This window comes from Arthrobacter oryzae, from assembly GCF_030812315.1.
Classification (GTDB): domain Bacteria; phylum Actinomycetota; class Actinomycetes; order Actinomycetales; family Micrococcaceae; genus Arthrobacter; species Arthrobacter oryzae_B.
The window spans coordinates 552,619-571,153 of sequence record NZ_JAUSSM010000001.1; the positions used below are offsets into that span (position 1 = coordinate 552,619).

General features: G+C 65.4%; 17 protein-coding genes. 14 read left to right on the forward strand and 3 right to left on the reverse strand.

Annotated features, from left to right (window positions below; all coding sequences use genetic code 11):
- Window positions 1–17 precede the first annotated feature (17 nt).
- From J2S97_RS02570 to J2S97_RS02595, 6 genes are all read left to right on the forward strand, one after another.
- On the forward strand, window positions 18–911 hold the full coding sequence (locus J2S97_RS02570) for a F0F1 ATP synthase subunit gamma (protein WP_307046269.1): 894 nt from the start codon (window positions 18–20) through the stop codon (window positions 909–911).
- 81 nt (window positions 912–992) lie between these two features.
- Window positions 993–2,447: a F0F1 ATP synthase subunit beta gene (gene atpD, locus J2S97_RS02575; RefSeq protein ID WP_104172347.1), complete on the forward strand. Its 1,455-nt coding sequence runs from the start codon at window positions 993–995 to the stop codon at window positions 2,445–2,447.
- Between the two features lies 1 nt (window position 2,448).
- Window positions 2,449–2,733, forward strand: coding sequence for a F0F1 ATP synthase subunit epsilon (locus J2S97_RS02580; RefSeq protein ID WP_190989724.1), 285 nt, complete (start codon window positions 2,449–2,451; stop codon window positions 2,731–2,733).
- Window positions 2,734–2,743: 10 nt separating this feature from the next.
- Window positions 2,744–3,175 (forward strand): DUF2550 domain-containing protein, encoded by a 432-nt coding sequence (locus tag J2S97_RS02585; RefSeq protein WP_307046273.1) that lies wholly within the window; start codon window positions 2,744–2,746, stop codon window positions 3,173–3,175.
- A 5-nt stretch (window positions 3,176–3,180) separates the two neighbouring features.
- Complete coding sequence (locus tag J2S97_RS02590; RefSeq protein WP_307046275.1) at window positions 3,181–4,509, forward strand: alpha/beta hydrolase; 1,329 nt, start codon at window positions 3,181–3,183, stop codon at window positions 4,507–4,509.
- 59 nt (window positions 4,510–4,568) lie between these two features.
- Window positions 4,569–7,109: a bifunctional lysylphosphatidylglycerol flippase/synthetase MprF gene (locus tag J2S97_RS02595; RefSeq protein ID WP_307046552.1), complete on the forward strand. Its 2,541-nt coding sequence runs from the start codon at window positions 4,569–4,571 to the stop codon at window positions 7,107–7,109.
- Between the two features lie 181 nt (window positions 7,110–7,290).
- On the opposite strand, the gene J2S97_RS02600 is transcribed toward J2S97_RS02595, so the two are convergent.
- Both J2S97_RS02600 and nucS read right to left on the reverse strand, forming a co-directional pair.
- Complete coding sequence (locus tag J2S97_RS02600) at window positions 7,291–7,494, reverse strand: cold-shock protein (RefSeq protein WP_011692441.1); 204 nt, start codon at window positions 7,492–7,494, stop codon at window positions 7,291–7,293.
- Window positions 7,495–7,790: 296 nt separating this feature from the next.
- On the reverse strand, window positions 7,791–8,486 hold the full coding sequence (nucS, locus tag J2S97_RS02605) for an endonuclease NucS (RefSeq protein ID WP_104172352.1): 696 nt from the start codon (window positions 8,484–8,486) through the stop codon (window positions 7,791–7,793).
- A 70-nt stretch (window positions 8,487–8,556) separates the two neighbouring features.
- Between nucS and J2S97_RS02610 the strand changes: the two genes are divergently transcribed.
- Complete coding sequence (locus tag J2S97_RS02610) at window positions 8,557–8,901, forward strand: ATP/GTP-binding protein (protein WP_307046278.1); 345 nt, start codon at window positions 8,557–8,559, stop codon at window positions 8,899–8,901.
- A 10-nt stretch (window positions 8,902–8,911) separates the two neighbouring features.
- Window positions 8,912–9,712, forward strand: a complete 801-nt coding sequence (locus tag J2S97_RS02615) for an alpha/beta hydrolase (protein WP_307046280.1) — start codon at window positions 8,912–8,914, stop codon at window positions 9,710–9,712.
- Between the two features lie 90 nt (window positions 9,713–9,802).
- Here J2S97_RS02615 and J2S97_RS02620 read toward each other — a convergent pair whose 3' ends face one another.
- A complete protein-coding gene (locus J2S97_RS02620) occupies window positions 9,803–10,996 on the reverse strand; it encodes an AI-2E family transporter (RefSeq protein WP_307046554.1) in 1,194 nt (397 codons plus the stop codon).
- Between the two features lie 297 nt (window positions 10,997–11,293).
- Here J2S97_RS02620 and J2S97_RS02625 point away from each other — a divergent pair, with 297 nt between their 5' ends.
- From J2S97_RS02625 to nagB, 6 genes are read left to right on the forward strand one after another with little or no spacing between them, the layout of a single operon-like run.
- Complete coding sequence (locus J2S97_RS02625; RefSeq protein WP_307046282.1) at window positions 11,294–13,078, forward strand: hypothetical protein; 1,785 nt, start codon at window positions 11,294–11,296, stop codon at window positions 13,076–13,078.
- A gap of 51 nt (window positions 13,079–13,129) precedes the next feature.
- The gene (locus tag J2S97_RS02630; protein ID WP_307046284.1) at window positions 13,130–14,155 is read left to right on the forward strand and encodes a tetratricopeptide repeat protein; all 1,026 of its coding nucleotides are present in this window, start codon (window positions 13,130–13,132) and stop codon (window positions 14,153–14,155) included.
- Window positions 14,155–15,255 carry an NADH:flavin oxidoreductase/NADH oxidase gene (locus tag J2S97_RS02635; RefSeq protein ID WP_307046286.1) on the forward strand — a complete coding sequence of 367 codons (1,101 nt, stop codon included), beginning with the start codon at window positions 14,155–14,157 and terminating at the stop codon, window positions 15,253–15,255. Before J2S97_RS02630 ends, J2S97_RS02635 begins: the two co-directional genes overlap by 1 nt.
- Before the next feature lie 55 nt (window positions 15,256–15,310).
- A complete protein-coding gene (locus tag J2S97_RS02640; protein WP_307046288.1) occupies window positions 15,311–16,117 on the forward strand; it encodes an ABC transporter ATP-binding protein in 807 nt (268 codons plus the stop codon).
- The gene (locus tag J2S97_RS02645; RefSeq protein WP_307046289.1) at window positions 16,099–17,670 is read left to right on the forward strand and encodes a transporter; all 1,572 of its coding nucleotides are present in this window, start codon (window positions 16,099–16,101) and stop codon (window positions 17,668–17,670) included. Before J2S97_RS02640 ends, J2S97_RS02645 begins: the two co-directional genes overlap by 19 nt.
- Window positions 17,671–17,720: 50 nt before the next feature.
- A complete protein-coding gene (gene nagB, locus J2S97_RS02650) occupies window positions 17,721–18,503 on the forward strand; it encodes a glucosamine-6-phosphate deaminase (RefSeq protein WP_307046291.1) in 783 nt (260 codons plus the stop codon).
- Window positions 18,504–18,535: the final 32 nt, after the last annotated feature.

Here is an 18,535-nt window from a genome sequence, read left to right on the forward strand (position 1 = left end):
CTTAGGAAAGGATAAGTATGGGAGCCCAGATTCGGGTCTACCGCCAGAAGATCAGCTCGACGACGTCGATGCGCAAGATCTTCAAGGCGATGGAACTGATCGCTACCTCGCGCATCGGCAAGGCCCGCGCACGCGTAGCGGCTTCACTGCCTTACGCAAACGCGATTACGCGTGCCGTTTCTGCTGTCGCAAGCCAGAGCGAAATCGACCACCCGCTGGTCACCGAGCCCGAGCAGATCCGCCGCGCCGCCGTTCTGGTCATCACCTCGGACCGTGGCCTCGCAGGTTCCTACTCGGCAAGCGTGCTCAAGCAGGCGGAAGGCCTCACCGAGCTGCTCCATGAGGAAGGCAAGGAAGTCAAGACGTACGTTGTCGGCCGCAAGGCCCAGGCGTACTTCGACTTCCGTAACCGTCCTTACGCACAGGTGTGGACCGGAAACACGGATTCGCCGGTGTTCGCAACCGCGCAGGAAGTCGGCGCAGCGCTGCTGGAGGATTTTGCCACCGCGTACGAAGAGGGAGGCGTGGACGAGATCCACGTTGTCTACACCCGCTTCAAGTCCATGGTGACGCAGGAGCCGACGGTCATCCGTCTTCTTCCCCTCGAGGTCGTCGAAGAGCAGGCGCAGTCCGAATCGGACCTCCTGCCGCTCTACGAATTCGAGCCGGAAGCGGAGCAGGTTCTCGACGCCCTGCTGCCGCGCTACATCGAGTCACGCATCTTCGCCGCAATGTTGCAGGCCGCAGCTTCCGAGCTCGCAGCCCGTCAGCGGGCGATGAAGTCCGCCGGCGACAACGCCACGGACCTCATCAAGAAGTACACGCGTCTGCGCAACACTGCCCGCCAGGCTGAAATTACGCAGGAGCTTTCCGAAATTGTGGCCGGCGCCGACGCCTTGAACGCGTCCTAGCCAGCACGGTTCCGGATCCAGCTGTACCTGCACCAAAGATAAACTTAACCCCCACGCCATCTACTGAGTGAAGTGAGAGAGATGACTGCCACCGCTACCGAACACGTAGCCGCAACGTCCGGTGCAACCGGCCGTATTGCACGTGTTATTGGCCCGGTTGTCGACGTCGAATTCCCGGCTGACGCAATCCCCTCGATTTACAACGCACTCACCACGGAGATTACTCTCAACGGTGAGACCAAGACCATCACGTTCGAGGTCGCCCTGCACCTGGGTGACAACCTCATTCGCGCCATCTCCCTGCAGGCTACCGACGGACTCGTCCGCGGCACCAACGTAGTGGACACCGGCTCGCCCATCACGGTGCCCGTCGGCGACGGCGTCAAGGGCCACATCTTCAACGTCCTCGGCAAGCCGCTGGATGTTGACGAGTCCGAGATCCAGGCTTCGGACCACTGGGCCATCCACCGCAAGGCCCCGGCCTTCGCGACCCTCGAAGGCTCCACCGAGATGCTGGAAACCGGCATCAAGGTGATCGACCTCCTCACCCCGTACATCAAGGGTGGAAAGATCGGCCTGTTCGGTGGCGCCGGTGTCGGCAAGACCGTGCTGATCCAGGAAATGATCACCCGCGTTGCCCGCAACTTCGGCGGCACCTCGGTGTTCGCAGGCGTCGGCGAGCGTACCCGTGAAGGTAACGACCTCTGGGTTGAAATGGAAGAGGCAGGCGTCCTCAAGGACACCGCCCTTGTATTCGGCCAGATGGATGAGCCGCCGGGAACGCGTCTTCGCGTTGCACTGTCCGCACTGACCATGGCGGAGTACTTCCGCGATGTGCAGAACCAGGACGTGCTGCTCTTCATCGACAACATCTTCCGCTTCACGCAGGCAGGCTCCGAGGTTTCCACCCTTCTCGGCCGCATGCCTTCCGCCGTGGGTTACCAGCCGAACCTTGCTGACGAGATGGGTCTCCTCCAGGAGCGCATCACGTCCACCAAGGGCCACTCCATCACCTCGATGCAGGCCATCTACGTTCCCGCGGATGACTACACCGACCCGGCACCGGCCACCACCTTCGCACACCTCGACGCGACCACGGAACTTTCCCGTGAAATCGCCTCCCGTGGTCTGTACCCGGCTGTGGATCCGCTGACGTCGACTTCCCGAATCCTGGACCCCCAGTACATCGGCAAGGACCACTACAACACTGCTGTCCGCGTGAAGCAGATCCTGCAGAAGAACAAGGAACTCCAGGACATCATCGCCATCCTCGGCGTTGACGAACTGTCTGAAGAGGACAAGATCGTCGTGTCACGTGCACGCCGCATCCAGCAGTTCCTCTCGCAGAACACCTACACCGCCAAGCAGTTCACCGGCGTGGAAGGCTCCACCGTTACCATCAAGGACACGGTGGAAGGCTTCACCGCCATCTGCGACGGCGAGCTTGACCACGTTGCAGAGCAGGCGTTCTTCAACGTCGGTGGCCTGGATGACGTTGAGCGCCAGTGGGCCAAGATCCAGGAACAGACCAAGTAATATGGCTGAGCTTGAGGTTGAGATTGTCGCAGCGGATCACTTCGTGTGGTCCGGAGCGGCCAAGATGGTCAAGGCCCGCACCAGCGATGGTGAAATCGGAATCCTGCCCGGCCACTCGCCCCTGCTGGCGATTCTGGCCGAAGGTGAGCTGGCCATTGAGCCTGTTTCCGGTGACCGCATTGCTGTAGTTGTCGACGGCGGATTCTTCTCCGTCGACAACAACAGGGTCGTCATTGTTGCTGACAACGCCCAATTGGGTGACGCGGCTACTGCGGGGATCCGCTAGCACGACCTTGATGAACGATCCTGGTTTTCCGTTCATCGCGTTGGCAACTGCCTTTGCGTTGCTGATTTTTGCACTGTGCCTGTCCGGGGTACGCCGCTTTAACCTGCGGCGTGCCTTGGGCACAGTGGACGCCTCCATTTGCACGGCTGGAAAAAGCTGGCAGATGGGGGTTTGTCGTTATCAGGACAACGACCTTGAGTGGTTCAAGCTGCTCTCGCTCAGTGTCCGCCCCAAATACACTTTCCGGCGCAGCTCGCTGGAACTCGTCGGACGCCGCAAGCCCACCGAGGCCGAACTCGTCAAGGTGCAGCCTGATTCCGTCATCGTGGAACTGCACTATGAGGGCCAGGAAGTATTGCTGGCAATGAAGTTCGACGCCTACACCGGACTGTCGTCGTGGCTGGAGGCCGGCCCGGTCATCGGTGTTGGTACCTGGCGCTAACGCCGGTGGATTTCATAGCTGACATCAACCTGACCGACGGACCAGTGCTCTGGATCGCCTGGGCCGCCGGAGCCGTCGGGTTCGGCTGGCTCCTGTGGGCCCGCGGACGCCGCTGGATCCTGAGCGCGGGCGTTGCCCTCCTGCTGTCCGCCGGCATTGTGGCCGCCGTGCACTGGCTGCTCATCTATGCGGTTTCAACCCTGCCCGAGGAACTCCCGCGCGAAGTGCTCGCGTGGTTTGTGGCAGTGGTCTTTGCCCTGTTCCTCTGGGCGCTCCGGCTCTGGAAGCTCCGCCGGCCGTCCCCGCCAGCGGCGCGCGGCGCGTGGCGGGGGAGGACCGCCGTGACAGCTGCCATGCTCGGAGTCTTCCTGCTCGCGTCCGTCCAGATCAATGCCTACTTCGGCCTCAACCACACGGTCAGTGACGTCATGGGCACGGCCGTGGCCAGGATCCTGCCGCTTGAATCCGCGCTGAAGCGCCAGCCTGCGGCCGAGGCTCCCGTTTCCTTGGGAGCCTGGCGGGCACCGGAGGGAATGCCGGCGGGCGGAGTGCTGCGGAAGGCGGAGATCCCCGGCTCCGTGTCGGGCTTCAGCAGCCGCGAGGCATATGTCTACCTGCCTCCCGCCTACCAGGCCACACCCCGCCCTGCCCTTCCGGTCCTTGTCCTCTTCTCCGGCCAGCCCGGCGGCCCGTCGGACTGGCTCACCGGCGGGGCACTGCGCAGCCGGATGGACCGATTCGCAGCGGAGCACGGCGGCGTTGCCCCGGTTGCCGTTGTGGTGGATCCCAACGGTTCGGCGTCCGCCAACACGCTGTGCATGGACAGCCGCATCGCCCGGGCCGACACGTTTCTTTCCCGGGACGTCCCGGAATGGATTGAACAGAACCTGGACGTTGATCCGGACCACAGACAGTGGGCGGCCGGGGGATTCTCCTTCGGAGCAACGTGTGCCATGCAGATGGGCACCCGGCATCCCGACGTCTACGCTTCCGTCCTCGCCTTCTCAAGCGAGCGCGAGCCGGCCCTTGCAAAGGAGCGGCACAAGACAGTTGACGCGGCGTTCGGCGGCGACGCGGCGGCCTTTGATGCGCAGACTCCCTTGAACATCATGCAGAAGACGCGGTTCGAGGGCCATGCCGTGTACTTCGGTGCCGGTTCCAGGGACCCGGAGTTCATTGCCTACATGGACGAACTTTCCGCAGCCGCGCGCCAGGCCGGTTTCACCGTCCACGCCCAAGCGGTGGCCAACACGGGTCACTCATGGGAAGCCGCGTCCAAGGGCCTTCCCGCCGCTCTGGACTTCATGGCGGAGCGGTGGGGAATCGTGCCGTGACCAACGAGCGAGTGGCAGACCAACCGGTGGCCAAGGCGGGTTCCGCAGCCGACCGCGGTGTGACGTGGTCGGATGTCACATGGCAAGCGCTCCGGCGTGCGCAGGACCATTTCAAGGCAGTGCCGTTTACCTTGGTTGTCCTTGGCCTGTTCCTGGGCACGGGCGCGGCCACCAACAGCTTCCTGTCGGGTCCTCCGGAGGCCCTCCTCGACGTCGCTTCGGTGAACATGACGGCCCTGAAGGGCGGGCAGTGGTGGTCCCTGTTCACATCGCTCTTCTTCGCCACGAACCCGGCGGCCTACCTCACCGCCGCGTCCATGATCCTGCTGCTGCTGGGACTCGCCGAGCGCAGGCTGGGCTCAGCGCGGACCGCAGGGTTCTTCTTCGGCGGACAGTTCGCGGCCGTTTCGCTGTTTCTGCTCCTCACCCAGCTCGCCCGCTTCGCCGGCGACGGCTGGATGGGGCTCATGGTGGACGCCCGGCTCATTGGACCGTACGCCGCGGTCCTTGCTGCGACACTGGGGGCCAGCGGACTCATTCCCGCCCTGTGGCAGCGCCGGCTTCGAACCGGCATCATGTCGGCGTCGCTGCTGCTTGTCCTCTACGTCGGGCATCCGGAGACCGTGGTCGGGTTCCTCGGTGCCCTGGCCGGGCTGGCCGCCGGGTGGTGGATCCAGAGCGACCACGGAACCCTCCACCGCCACCGCTCCACCGGCCGCGAGACGCGGAATCTCCTATCCCTGATCGTGGGAATTTTCGCCGTCGGTCCTATCCTGACGGCTGCCGTCCGCAGCCCCACCGGACCGCTGGCGCTGCTGCGGGACGTCGTCCTGAACCCGTTGCCCACCCTCAGCCAACTGGAGCAGAACTGCGGCGGCACCGTGGACGTGGATTGCCTGGAGGTCGGACGTGCCGGGTTCGCCGGACCGCTGGGCCTTGCCCTGGCCGTGGTGCCTGTGCTGCTCCTGCTGATCTGCGCCGACGGGCTGCGGCGGGGCCGGCGGCTCGCCTGGCGGATCACCATCGGTGTCCAGCTGGCCGTCACAGCATTGTCCGCCGTGTACCTCACGCTGTTTGCGCGGATACCGCACTACCCGTCACGGCCGCACACGGCCGTCATGGGTTCAGGGTTCGTCCACGTGCTCCCGCTAGTGGCAGTTCCGCTGCTGCTGGTGGTGCTGCTCTGGATCAACCGCCGCCAGTTCCGCGTGGAAACGTCGGCAGCAGCCAGGCGGCGGCTGACCCGGGTGCTGGCAGGAACGTGGTTGGCCCTTGCAGGCGCGTACACCATCGCCTGGCTGGCGGCCGGCGGCATAGAGCGCGATGGCGGTCCGTCAGGGCTCGCGGCCGAACTGGCACGCCAGTATCTGCCCGTGCCCATCCCCAGCCTGTACAACCGGATCTTCGAGGACCGGAATACAGTTGAGGCCTTCCTGTTTGCCTATTCCGGCATCGCTTTCTGGGCTGTCGCCCTGGCCGGCGTCTGGGTCGTGCTGCTCGGGCAGCACCATGGAGCCGGTGCAGGCGTTGAGGACAGGGACGTGGCCCGCCGCCTGGTGCGCACGGGCGGCGATTCACTGTCCTGGATGGCATTGTGGGAACCCAACAAATACTGGTTCACCCCCGCCCGGGACGCCGGCGTGGCCTACCAGCAGCATGGCAGCGTGGCCCTGACCCTGGGCGGTCCGTTCGGAGACCCGGGACTGCGGGATGAGGCCGCCGCCGGTTTTATGCAGTACTGCGCGGAGCATGCCCTGGTTCCGTGTTTCTATTCCTGCACCGACGGTCTCTGGCCCTTGCTCCAATCGCGGGCGTTCACCCGGGTGGCTGTGGCACAGGAGACCCGGCTTGCGGTCAGGGAACTCGAGTTCAAAGGCAAGGAATGGCAAAACGTCCGGACGGCCCTGAACCGTGCGCGAAAGATCGGCGTCACGGCAGTGTGGGGACATTACAGCGGGTTCGCGGCGCCGCTGCGGGCCCAGCTCCTGGAGGTGTCCGAGGAATGGGCCGCCCAGAAGTCCGTCCCGGAGATGGGCTTTACGCTCGGCGGCATGGACGAACTGATGGACGACGACGTCCTGTGCTGCGTCGCCGTTGACGGAGACGGCCTGGTGCACGGCGTGACGAGCTGGCTCCCCGTATTCGACGACGGGTCGGTGGTCAGCTGGACGCTCGACTTCATGCGCCGACGGGAGGACGGGTTCCCCGGCGTCATGGAGTTCCTGATTGCCTCCGCCGTCCTGGAGCTGCGGAGCTCCGTTGAAGTTATTTCCCTGTCCGGCTCGCCCTTGGCCAAGGAGCCTGCTGACTCGGCCGCCGCACCGGCGGATCCGGCCGGGGATGAGGACCGGGGGAAGGACCGCAAGCCCGAGGGGCTCGCAGCGATCCTTGATGTGGTGGGGCGGGCACTGGAGCCCGTGTATGGCTTCCGTTCCCTGGCCACCTTCAAGTCGCGCTTCAAACCTGACTACCGAACGCTCTACCTCTATTACCAGGACCCCCTGCAGCTGCCTGCGATTGGCAGGGCGCTGAGCCGTGCCTACCTGCCCGGTCTCTCCGTCCGCCAGAGCGCGCGCCTGCTGAGGACACTTGTGAGCTAATTGCGTATCGCCGGCTGAGCGACGCGGGCAGCATGTTTTCTAATTCTGAAAACATTTGTGACAAGAAACAATTCCGCGGGCCGGGTCAATGCATAACGGCAAAAAAAATGATCCCCGGCACGAATGCCGGGGATCATTTGATTCGTTGGATGCCGCCCGCAGGCGGCAGTCCTAAGAGGGACTAGACCAGCGTTACACCGGTAGCCTGGGGGCCCTTGGCGCCCTGGCCGATCTCGAACTGAACGCGCTGGTTCTCGTCGAGGGTCTTGAATCCACCGGTCTGGATCTCCGAGTAGTGAACGAAGACATCACCATCGGAGTCATCCGGGGTGATGAAGCCGAAGCCCTTTTCCGCGTTGAACCACTTGACGGTTCCCTGTGCCATTTATTTCTCCTCATTGTGGAACTTGCTTAAGTCCGGCACACTTCGCACCGCACTTGGTCACTCCGCGAGAAGAATCCTGGCTTGCAGCCCGGTGGAACCGGACACTAGCTGACGAAGCTTCGCGCTCGCAACATGTCTTGCGAGCATGAAAAACACCTACACAAAGACTTATATAAGAATTTCATGTGGGTTGCGTCAGGTCAACGGGCAAAACGGGGAATTCGATAAATTTTGAGTAAAGCCCTTGTGAACCGCTGCCTTATGACAGTTCGCCGCGCTATTGGACGGCCGCCAATTCAGAAGAGGCGGGATTCGCTGTCGTCAACGCCGCGCATGGCGTCGTAGTCGAGGGTGACGCAGTCGATGCCGCGGTCGTTGGCCAGGACCTTCGCCTGGGGTTTGATCTGCTGGGCGGCGAAGATGCCGCGGACAGGTGCCAGCAGCGGATCCCGGTTGAGCAGTTCCAGGTAGCGGGTCAGCTGTTCGACGCCGTCGATGTCGCCGCGCCTTTTGAGTTCTATGGCGACAGTTGCACCGTCGGCATCCCTGGCCAGGATGTCCACCGGGCCGATGGCCGTGAAGTACTCGCGCCGGATGAGTGAAAAACCGGTGCCGAGCCTTTCGATCTGATCGGCCAGCAACCGCTGCAGGTCGGCTTCGACCCCGTCCTTGATGAGGCCGGGATCCTGGCCCAGCTCATGGGAGGTGTCGTGCAGCTGCTCATGGATGTTGATGATGAGCCGGTCATCGGTCTTGGCGGACTGGACGGTCCACTGCTCCGTGACACCAAGCTCCAGGTCCACCTCGTCGGGCGAGGAGACCCGAAGGCTGGCCGGGGGGCTCATCCAGTTCAGCGGCTTATACGAGCCGCCGTCGGAGTGCACCAGGACAGACCCGTCCGCCTTGACCAGCAGGAGCCTGGTGGCGAGGGGGAGATGGGCCTTGAGCCGGCCAACATAATCAACAGAACAACGGGCTATGACTAAACGCACCCGGTAAACACTACCGTCTGAGCCCAAGGCAGGGACAGCACGGGGTCATAGCCTGGGGCAGAATGGAGGCATGCCCCGTTCCAACCGCCCCCGCCGTGCAGCCTCCGGAAAACTGGGGCAGGCCAGCCGCAAGCACGCCACAGGCCCCGTGCCGGAGCTGGACCTCGAGCGTGCCCGGTCGGGCATCGCAAGGCGCGAAAGCGCTCCCGACGGCGAGTGGATGGTCCGCACGATGACGGCCAAGCGGGCGGAAAAGGCATACATCTGCCCGGGCTGCTCAACAGCAGTCCTCCCCGGGGTGGAGCACCTGGTGGTTTGGTCCGAGGATCACCTGTTCGGCGCGGCGGCAGGCCTTTCGGAGCGGCGCCACTGGCACTCCAACTGCTGGACGTCACGCACGTACCGCTATCGCTAAGCTGTTAGTCATGACTTTTGACCCGGCGTCGTTCGTATTCAGCCAGCCCTCCGAAGTAACCGCAATCCGGGCTTCAACCGTTCTTCCGGCCCGCCGGGAGAACGTGGAAATACGGACGGAAGACGGTCACGTACTCGTCGGCGAACTCGCCGTCCCGGAGTCGGGAGACATCACCGCCACGCTGATCACGCTGCATCCGCTGCCCACCCACGGCGGGTTCATGGACTCGCACGTTTACCGCAAAGCGTCCTACCGGCTGCCCGCGCTGGCCGGAGTGGCCGTCCTCAGGTTCAACACCAGGGGAACCAGCTCGCCGCGCGGCACCAGCGACGGCCGGTTCGAGGAGGGCATCGGAGAACGGCTCGACGTCGAAGCGGCCGTCAGGTTCGCCGCAGGCCGGAACCTGCCAAACCGCTGGCTGGTGGGCTGGTCGTTCGGGACCGAGCTCGCGCTCATGTATGGGGCGACGGAACCGGTGGCCTCCGAGGTGGAAGGCGCAGTCCTGCTTTCGCCGCCGCTGCACCGGGCCACGGATGTTCACCTGAAGGAGTGGGCCGCCGCAGGCAAGCCCCTTAAAGTGCTTGTCCCCGAACACGACGACTACCTCCAGCCGGCGGCCGCCGCCGAGCGCTTCAGGCTGGTGCCGCAGGCGGACGTGGTGGGGGTCGACGGCGCCAAGCACCTCTGGGTGGGGGAGAAGTACGCGGCGCGCGTGCTCAATGAAATCGTCGACGAGGTCACGGAGAGTGGTGCCAGCCCGGACGGCCTGCCGCAGGAATGGAACGGTCCCGTGGCCACGGCCGCGCCTTAGGCCGTAACCGCGACAACACCGCAACTAAACAGGACAGCCGCCCCGTGGATCCACGGGGGCGGCTGTCCTGTTTCCCAGCGGAATCGCTGGTCAGTGCTTGTCCTGGCGGACGATGAAGATTTCCTTCACGAGCAGCATGACCGCAGCGGCGGTGGGAATGGCGATAAGGGCGCCGAGCACTCCCAGGAGGCTGCCGCCCGCGATCACGGAAATGACGGCAACGGCGCCGGGCACGGCCACCGCCTTCTGCATGATGCGGGGGGAGATGAAGTACGCCTCGAACTGCAGGTAGGCGAAGTAGCAAATGGCATAGGCAACGGCGGTCTGCCACCCTGCGGTCAGGGCGATCAGCGTTACCAACACGCCTGCGATCATTCCGCCGACCAGCGGGATGAAGGCCAGCAGCGCGACGACGAAGGCCAGCAGGACGGCAAAAGGGACGCCGACAATGGACATCACGATGAACGCAAAGGTCGCGTTGACGAGGGCCACGCAGGCCTGGCCGATGACGTAGTTGCCCACGGAACCGGTGATCTCTTCCGAAAGGGCTTCCACCCGTCCCCGGCGGGAGCGGGGTGCCAGCCGGTAACCCCACTTCTTCATGGCGGGAAGGGCGGCGAGGAAATAAAGGCTCAGCACGAGGACAATAAGAGTTCCAAAGAGCCCATTGGCCACCGTGGAACCGAAGCCGACCACCCCGCCGAAGATGCCACCCACGGCATCCGGATCGTTAACGAACTTCTCCAGCTCCTGCGTAATGCGCTCCCGCACGCCAAACTGGTCGTCCAGGCTGCGGAAGAAGTCCGAATCGATGAAGTCCTGGATCCAGCGGGGCGCTTCCTGCACAACCTGGGTCACCTGCTGGACTATGGTGGGGATCAGCGTTGCGAAGAATCCGACGACGGCGGCGGCAAGGACCGTGACGGATACCAAAATGCCAATAGGCCGCGGCAGTTTGCGCCCTTCCAGCCAGCGCACCACCGGGTCCAGGCCCAGAGCAATGAAAAGCGCGGTCACAATCCACAGCAGGAGCTGCGTGGTGTTGGACCCAATCCAGTAGACGAGCAAGGCCAGGCCGACACCGACGGTCCCCATGAATCCCATATAAAGGGGATGCTGGGATGACATGCGCGGCCCCGGATGGCCGAAGCGGGTACCCCTCTCGGTTTCGGGGGTGAGGGATTCCTCCACGGACTCCGGCGGCATCTCGAAGCGAAGCCGGGGCTGGGCGCCGGGAATGGGCGTCCGGAGCCTGCGCACCACCGCCGCCGCCAAGCGGGGCAGCCGCCGTTTGTGCTCGTGTTGCCTGCCGCCCGTTACACCTTCCTGTGCACCGGATCCCGTGATGTCTTGCTGTCCTGGGGTGGACGAATCCGTGTGTTCAGTCACTGCGTTTTGAGGCCCTTTACCGTCCGTGGCGCCGCCTTCGCGGGCCTTGTGATGATCATCGCAAACACTATCAGCAGGCCTGTCAGCGCCCGGTTTTCCGGCGGACGCGGCAGGTTGCCCTAGGCTGGGAACAAAGCCCCGATCTGACTCATTGGTAACAAAACGGTTACTATTGAAAGTAAACCCCCGCTGATGATAGGTATCCTTTTGCGTTTCAAGACTGCAGTTGCACTAGTGCTGCTCGGCCTCCTAACACTGCTGGCCGGCGTAGGACAGAAGACCATCTGGGCCCCGGCCGAGACCGTTACAGCCTCGGCACCCTCCGACGGCACCGCCGCACCACTTACCGTCATTGACCAGAAGTTGAGGACCCTTCACGGGGGAACGGTCAAGATCAACGTCAAGGGCGAAGGCAGCTTTATGCTGGCGGCCGGCCGTCCCGACGATGTTGATGCATGGGTGGGCAAGACAGCCCACAACACGGTGTCCGGAGTCTCCGAAGACAACAAATCCCTCCAGGTGACCCACGCGGACGGCGAAGCCGCCGCACCGTCGCCCGCCGGTTCCGATCTGTGGGTTTCCACGGAGAACGCCAGCGGTGAGCTGAACTACACCTGGAATGCCCCGGCCGACGGCGAGTGGTCGCTCCTGCTGGCCTCGGACGGCACCAAGCCGGCGCCGTCGTCCATCTCGATGACGTTCCCCAATGACACCTCCACCCCGTGGGCCGTGCCGTTGATGGTTCTTGGCGGCCTCCTCATGCTCGCCGGGCTGGCGCTGCTGGTGATCAAGCCAAAGGGCGGCAAGCCCGCCGGAGTGGGAGGGGATGACACCGGCGAATCCCTGAAAGACAAGTTGGTCCGCCGTGCACGCGCAGTCCGCCCGGCTGACAAGCCGGCGCCTGCAGCTCCCTCGCCGGTCGAGAAGCAGCCCGGCAGCGCCAGTTCCACCGCCAACTTCACCGCGAGGCGCGCGGGCGTGGCCATGGCTGCCCTCGCAGCCACCATCGTTGCCGGCACGGGCGTAGCCGCCCAGGCCACAACCACTCCTTCGCCGTCGGCCAGCACTGCCGCCGGGGCGGAGACCGCGCCCGACTCGCCCGTGCTGCTGGATGCCCAGTTCCGCCGGATCCTGGAACAAGTGTCAAGCACGGTGGATGCCGGCGACGCCGCCAAGGATGCCGCGAAGCTCAAGTCCCGTGTGGACCGCACCGAACTTGAGGTCCGCACGCAGAACTACAGGATCCGTTCGCAGGTGGGCGCCTACGAGGCCCGCATGCCCGTCCGTGCCACCAAGCTGCTGACCACCGTTGTCACCAGCAAGCGGGCCTGGCCCCGCCAGGTCATGGCCGTCACCCAGGGTGAAGGCAATGTTGTGCCTCAGCTGCTGACCCTCGTGCAGAAGTCCCCGCGCGAGAACTACAAGCTCGTGGAAACCACCCCGCTGCAGCCGGGTACCACGTTCCCCGCCATCGGACGGACCGGCACGGAAACCCTTGCCGCCAACGACAAGTCAGGCCTGCTCTACAGCGGCGAGGAAGCCCTTGCCGGGTTGGGCGACCGCCTGACCAAGCCTGATTCGACGTTCAAGGACAAGCTCGTCGAGGGTGAGTCCTCGCCCTACATCGCCGACACCCTGGCGTACCAGGCCGATGTGGCCAAGACCGGCGTCAACGGCAACTTCAGCTTCACGCATAAGGTGGCACCCGAGGAAACCGTGGTGTTCCGCACCGCAGACGGCGGCGCACTGGTCCTTGGCCGCCTGAACTTCGCCTTCGACGGAACGCCCAAGGCCGAAGGCGACAAGCTCGCCATAGGCGACGACGCGGCCGTCCTGGCCGGGGGCAAGGAGACGAGCTCCGGCATGGTGCTCAACTTCGCCGAGTCCATGGCCGTCTACATCCCGCCGACCGGATCCAAGGATCCGATGAAGCTCGTGGCCGCCACCCGCGGGCTCGTGGGCGCAAGCTTCAAGTAGCCCCTGCTCCGGGTATGACCGGCAGCGGCCGGAGTGGCTAGAGTGGAGGCTATGAGTTCGCCAGCCTCCCGTCCAGTCCCTCCAGCCGCTGCCAGCCAGCTCAACCTGCGCGGCGCCGTCGACCTTTCCAGCCTGAAACAGCGCCCTGCGCCACCGGCGGCCGGGCAGTCGCCCGCCGGCAGACAGCCCGGTGCGGGACAGTCCGGCGCCGTCCCGCCCTCAGCCGCCCAAGGGGCGCCGGACACCGGCGGGCAGCCGCTTCGCGTCGAAGTCACCGAGGCGAACTTCCAGCAGCTCGTTGAACTGTCCGCGCAGGTCCCCGTGGTGTTCGGCCTCTGGGCCAGCTATTCGCCCGCCTCGGGCGAGCTGCTCAACGTCCTTGAGGACATCATCAACAGCTATGGCGGACGCCTGGTCCTGGGTGCCGCAGACATCGACGCCTTCCCGCAGCTGGCCCAAGCCTTCCAGGTCCAGGCTGTTCCCACGGCCGTGGCCGTGGTGAAGGGGCAGCCAGTGCCCCTGTTCCAGGGCGGAGCCGACGAACAACAGGTGCGCAGCCTCTTGGATGAACTGCTGAAGGTCGCCGCCGCCAATGGCGTCACCGGCAGCCTGGGCGGCGCCGAAGCCGCACCGGCCGAAGCCGAACCGGTCCCGCTGCCGCCCCTGCACCAGGCAGCGTACGACGCCATCGACGCCGGAGATTTCGCCGCTGCGGCCGCTTCCTACCGGCAGGCGCTGCTGGAAATGCCCGCTGACGCGGAAGCCAAAGCCGGCCTTGCCCAGGTGGAGCTGATGGAGCGACTGCAGTCCCTGACCGGTCCGGACGGCGAGGCGCTGCGCCAGCTCGCGGCCGATGAGCCGGACAACCTTGATGCCCAGCTGGGCGTGGCCGACCTGGACATTGCGGGCGGGCACATCGAGGACGCCCTCGGCAGGATTGTCGGCTTCATCGGCCGCAACTTCGGGCCGGAGCGCGAGACCGCCCGTGTCCGGCTGCTGGACCTCTTCGAAGTAGTGGGCCCGTCCGATGAACGCGTCGCCAAGGCACGGCAGGGGCTGGCCCGGGTGCTCTTCTAATGCCCCCGGCACTCTTTTCACCTTTGGAGCTGCGCTCACTGACACTGAGCCACCGCGGATGGGTTTCGCCCATGTGCCAGTACAGCTGCGGTCCGGACACCGGCGAAGGCGTCCCCCACGACTGGCACCTCATGCACCTGGGGTCCTTCGCGGCCGGAGGCGCGGCCCTGATCCTCACCGAGGCTGCAGCGGTCAACGCAGCCGGCCGAATCAGCCCAATGGACGCCGGAATCTATAACGACGAGCAGGCGGCCGGGTGGGAGCGGATCACGGCGTTCGTGCACCGCCACGGTGCAGCGGACGCCAAGATCGGCACCCAGCTGGCGCATGCCGGCCGGAAGGCCTCGACGTACTGGCCCTTCTCGGGCAATCGCGGCTCAGTGCCGGCGTCCGACGGCGGCTGGGAGACTGTGGGGCCGGGCACCTCGGCATTTGACGGCTATGCGGCGCCCGCTGCCATGACCGCGGCGGAAATTGACGGCGTCATTTCGGACTTTGCCGCGGCCGCAGTCCGGGCAGTCGACGCAGGGTTCGACACGATCGAAATCCACGGCGCCCACGGTTATTTGCTGCATCAGTTCCAGAGCCCGCTCATCAACGACCGCACCGATGCCTGGGGCGGCGACGAGCCCGGACGGAACCGGCTGACCCTGGCCGTGGTGGACGCGGTGCGCAAAGTCATCCCCGATTCGATGCCGCTCCTGCTGCGGATTTCCGCTTCGGACTGGGCTGAGGGCGGGATCGACGCCGCCGCCTCGGTCCGGCTGGCCAGCGCGGCCGCAGAACACGGTGTTGACCTGGTGGACGTGTCCAGCGGGGGAGCCGTGGCGCACCAGCAGATTCCGGCCGGTCCCGGCTACCAGACGGGCTTCTCGGCCCGGATCCGGCGGGAGGCAGGCGTCCGCACCGGCACTGTGGGACTCCTTACCTCTCCCGGACAGGCGGAACACGCCGTCGCCACCGGCCAGGCTGACGGGGTCTTCATTGCGCGCGCGGCCCTGCGGGATCCGCACTGGTGGCTCCGCGCCGCCTTCGAGCTCGGCCACCAGCTCCCGTGGGCGCCGCAGTACGAACGGGCCATTCCCCGCCACTCGTTCTAGGAAGTACCCCTTTCGGACGATCCTTCCGGCGCATTCCGGAGGCTACGCTGGCACCATGACTGAACCGCAACCCGGGATTGATCCGTCCGCCGGCCCTCAGCAGCACCCTGTTCCGGCCCTTGCCATCCGCGGCCTCGCGAAACGCTTCGGCGGAAAGATCGCTGTGGACGGCCTCAGCCTGGACGTGCCTGCCGGGTCCTTCTACGGGATTGTGGGTCCCAACGGAGCCGGCAAGACCACCACGCTGTCCATGGCTACAGGGCTTCTGCGGCCGGACTTCGGCACGGCACTGGTGCACGGCGTCGACGTCTGGGCCCGGCCGCTTGAGGCGAAGAAACTCATGGGCATCCTCCCTGATGGAGTCCGGCTTTTTGACCGGCTCACGGGGGAACAGCTGGTGAGCTACGCGGGCCTGTTGCGGGGGATGGACAAGGACGTGGTGTCCGCCAGAGTGCGGGAGCTCCTGGCCGCGCTTGACCTCAGCGCCGACGCCGGAACCCTGGTGGTGGACTATTCGGCCGGCATGACCAAAAAGATCGCGTTGGCCTCCGCCCTTATCCACGCGCCCAGGCTGCTGGTGCTCGATGAGCCCTTTGAATCGGTGGACCCGGTCTCCGCGGCCAATATCCGGGACATCCTTGAACGCTACGTTGAATCCGGCGGGACGGTGATCGTCTCCAGCCACGTCATGGACCTCGTCCAGCGGATGTGCGACCACGTCGCTGTCGTAGCCGCGGGCCGGTTGCTCGCAGCCGGCACGGTGGAAGAAGTCCGCGCCGGCGCCTCCTTGGAGGACCGGTTCGTCCAGCTCGTAGGCGGCCGGAGCCAGACGGAGGGCCTGGAATGGTTGCGCACCTTCTAAGGCTGAAGATCACGCTCCTGCGCAACAGCCTCAGGCGCAGCCCCTGGCAGCTCGTGGGTCTGATCGTCGGCGGCCTCTACGCGCTGGGGCTGGTGGGTGTCCTGGTGGTGGCCCTGCTCCTGCTGCGGCAGGAGGCAAACGACGTCGCGCACACCGTTGTGGTCCTGGGCGGTGCGGCGGCCGTCCTCGGCTGGGGCATCATCCCGGTGGCGGTCTCGGCCGCCGACATGACGCTCGATCCCGCACGGTTCACCACGTTCGCCGTCCCTATGCGGCAGCTCCTGACCGGCTTGGCATTGGGCGGGCTGATCGGAATTCCGGGCGTGGCCACTGCCCTGGTGGCACTGGCCACGGTGGGGACGTGGTCCCGCGGCGTCATTCCCGCACTGGCCGCGCTCCTGGGGGCGGTCCTGGGCGTCTTCACGTGCATTGTGCTGTCCAAGGTGGCCACGACGGCCACAGCCAGCCTTGCGGCGTCGCGCCGTTTCAAGGATGTCAGCGGCGTTGTCTTCATGGTGCCCCTGATCCTGCTGGGCCCCCTCGTGGCAGGAGTATCGCAAGGGATCTCAGCGTCCGCCGGGTTCCTGCCGGACTTTGCCCGGACCATGGCGTGGACACCTCTCGGGGCTGCCTGGTCCCTGGGCGGTGACATCGACGCCGGGTACCCGGGGACGGCGGCAGCCAAACTCCTCATCGCCGTGGCCACCGTGGCGGCGCTCGCCTGGTGCTGGAAAATCCTTCTGGAGCGCGCCCTGGTCAACCCTCCATACGCGGGTAGCGGGAGCCGGAAGGGCGGCAAGATGGGGCTGTTCTCCATCCTGCCCGCAACGCCTACCGGTGCGGTGACAGCGCGTGCGCTTACCTACTGGCTGCGCGATCCCCGTTACGGCGGATCGCTCATTGTCATCCCGCTGCTGGCTCTGGTGATGTTTTTCCAGGCGAGCCAGGGTGATGACTTCGGGATCCTCTTGGTGCTTGGCCCACTGACCGCTTTCCTGATGGCCTGGTCTATCTCGGCTGACGTCTCCTACGACAACACCGCTTTCGCGCTCCACCTAGCCACGGGAGTGCGGGGGGTCGCCGATCGGCTGGGCCGTGCCCTGGCCTGCCTTCTTCTCTCCGTCCCGGTGGTGCTGGCTTTCACGTTCGTGCCGTTTGCGTTCACCGGCAGCTGGGAGTGGCTGCCCGGAATGCTGGGTTTGTCCGTGGGCATCCTCCTGACCGGTCTTGGCCTCTCGTCCGTGGTGTCGGCCCGGTACAACGTAGCCGTGCCGCTGCCGGGAGACAGCCCGTTCAAGAAACCCCCGGGCAATGTGGGCCAGACAATGCTCGTGCAGTTCGGCGGGATGGGCGTGCTGTTCCTCCTCGTGCTCCCGGAAGCCGCGCTGATAGTTGCCCAGAGCGTGACGGGCAATGCGCTCTTCGGGTGGCTGAACCTTGCGCTGGGCACCATCCTGGGAGTCGTACTTTTCGTGTTGGGCGTACGCCTCGGCGGCAAATGGCTCGACGCGCGCGGACCCGAACTGCTGGCCCAGCTCGCGGTCAACCGCTAGGCCTGCCAGGGGCATGATTTAGTAGTAAGGACGCGGAAAGGCGGTTGGCCATGGAAGTCGTGATTCTTCCGGGGAGCAAACAGATCGGTTCCCTGGCGGCGGACGCCATTGAGGCCCTGCTGCGCCGGAAAGCGGACGCTGTCCTCGGCCTGGCCACCGGATCCTCCCCGCTGCCGGTCTACGATGAGCTTGCCCGCAGGCATGAGCAGGCCGGCCTCGACTTCAGCCGGGCGCACGGCTTTGCCCTGGACGAGTATGTGGGCCTTGAGCCGGGGCATCCGCAGTCCTACCGTGAGGTGATCCGGCGGGAGTTCACGGACCGCGTGAACATTGATCCGGAGAACGTGCACAGCCCCGACGGCTCGGCGGCGGATATCGAGGCAGCCTGCGAGGCCTACGAGGAAGCCATCAAGGCCGCCGGAGGCGTGGATCTTCAGCTGCTGGGGGTGGGCACCGATGGGCACATCGGCTTCAACGAGCCGGGCTCGTCGCTGGTGTCGAGGACCCGGATCAAGAGCCTGATCGAACAGACACGCCGGGACAACGCGCGTTTCTTCAACAGCATCCATGACGTTCCCCACCATGTGCTCACCCAGGGGCTGGGCACCATCATGGACGCCCGCCACGTGATTCTGATTGCGACCGGCGCCCAGAAGGCACAGGCTGTCCGGGACTTCATAGAGGGTCCGGTCGCAGCCATCTGTGCAGCGTCGGTGCTGCAAATGCACCCGCACGCCACGGTCCTTGTGGACGAGGCAGCCGCGTCGTCGCTGCGGCTGGCGGATTACTACCGCCACACCTATGACAACAAGCCCGGGTGGCAGGGCCTGTAGTCCGGCTGTTCAGTTTTTTGTCCGGCACAACA

Bases quoted from the DNA above. Each gene is read 5' to 3' on its own strand.
- J2S97_RS02635 (WP_307046286.1), top strand. From the start codon at position 14,155: ATGCCCCCGGCACTCTTTTCACCTTTGGAGCTGCGCTCACTGACACTG.
- J2S97_RS02640 (WP_307046288.1), top strand. From the start codon at position 15,311: ATGACTGAACCGCAACCCGGGATTGATCCGTCCGCCGGCCCTCAGCAG.
- atpD (WP_104172347.1), top strand. From the start codon at position 993: ATGACTGCCACCGCTACCGAACACGTAGCCGCAACGTCCGGTGCAACC.
- J2S97_RS02585 (WP_307046273.1), top strand. From the start codon at position 2,744: ATGAACGATCCTGGTTTTCCGTTCATCGCGTTGGCAACTGCCTTTGCG.
- J2S97_RS02570 (WP_307046269.1), top strand. From the start codon at position 18: ATGGGAGCCCAGATTCGGGTCTACCGCCAGAAGATCAGCTCGACGACG.
- J2S97_RS02600 (WP_011692441.1), bottom strand. From the start codon at position 7,494: ATGGCACAGGGAACCGTCAAGTGGTTCAACGCGGAAAAGGGCTTCGGC.
- J2S97_RS02615 (WP_307046280.1), top strand. From the start codon at position 8,912: ATGACTTTTGACCCGGCGTCGTTCGTATTCAGCCAGCCCTCCGAAGTA.
- J2S97_RS02610 (WP_307046278.1), top strand. From the start codon at position 8,557: ATGCCCCGTTCCAACCGCCCCCGCCGTGCAGCCTCCGGAAAACTGGGG.
- J2S97_RS02625 (WP_307046282.1), top strand. From the start codon at position 11,294: ATGATAGGTATCCTTTTGCGTTTCAAGACTGCAGTTGCACTAGTGCTG.
- nagB (WP_307046291.1), top strand. From the start codon at position 17,721: ATGGAAGTCGTGATTCTTCCGGGGAGCAAACAGATCGGTTCCCTGGCG.
- J2S97_RS02645 (WP_307046289.1), top strand. From the start codon at position 16,099: ATGGTTGCGCACCTTCTAAGGCTGAAGATCACGCTCCTGCGCAACAGC.
- J2S97_RS02580 (WP_190989724.1), top strand. From the start codon at position 2,449: ATGGCTGAGCTTGAGGTTGAGATTGTCGCAGCGGATCACTTCGTGTGG.
- J2S97_RS02630 (WP_307046284.1), top strand. From the start codon at position 13,130: ATGAGTTCGCCAGCCTCCCGTCCAGTCCCTCCAGCCGCTGCCAGCCAG.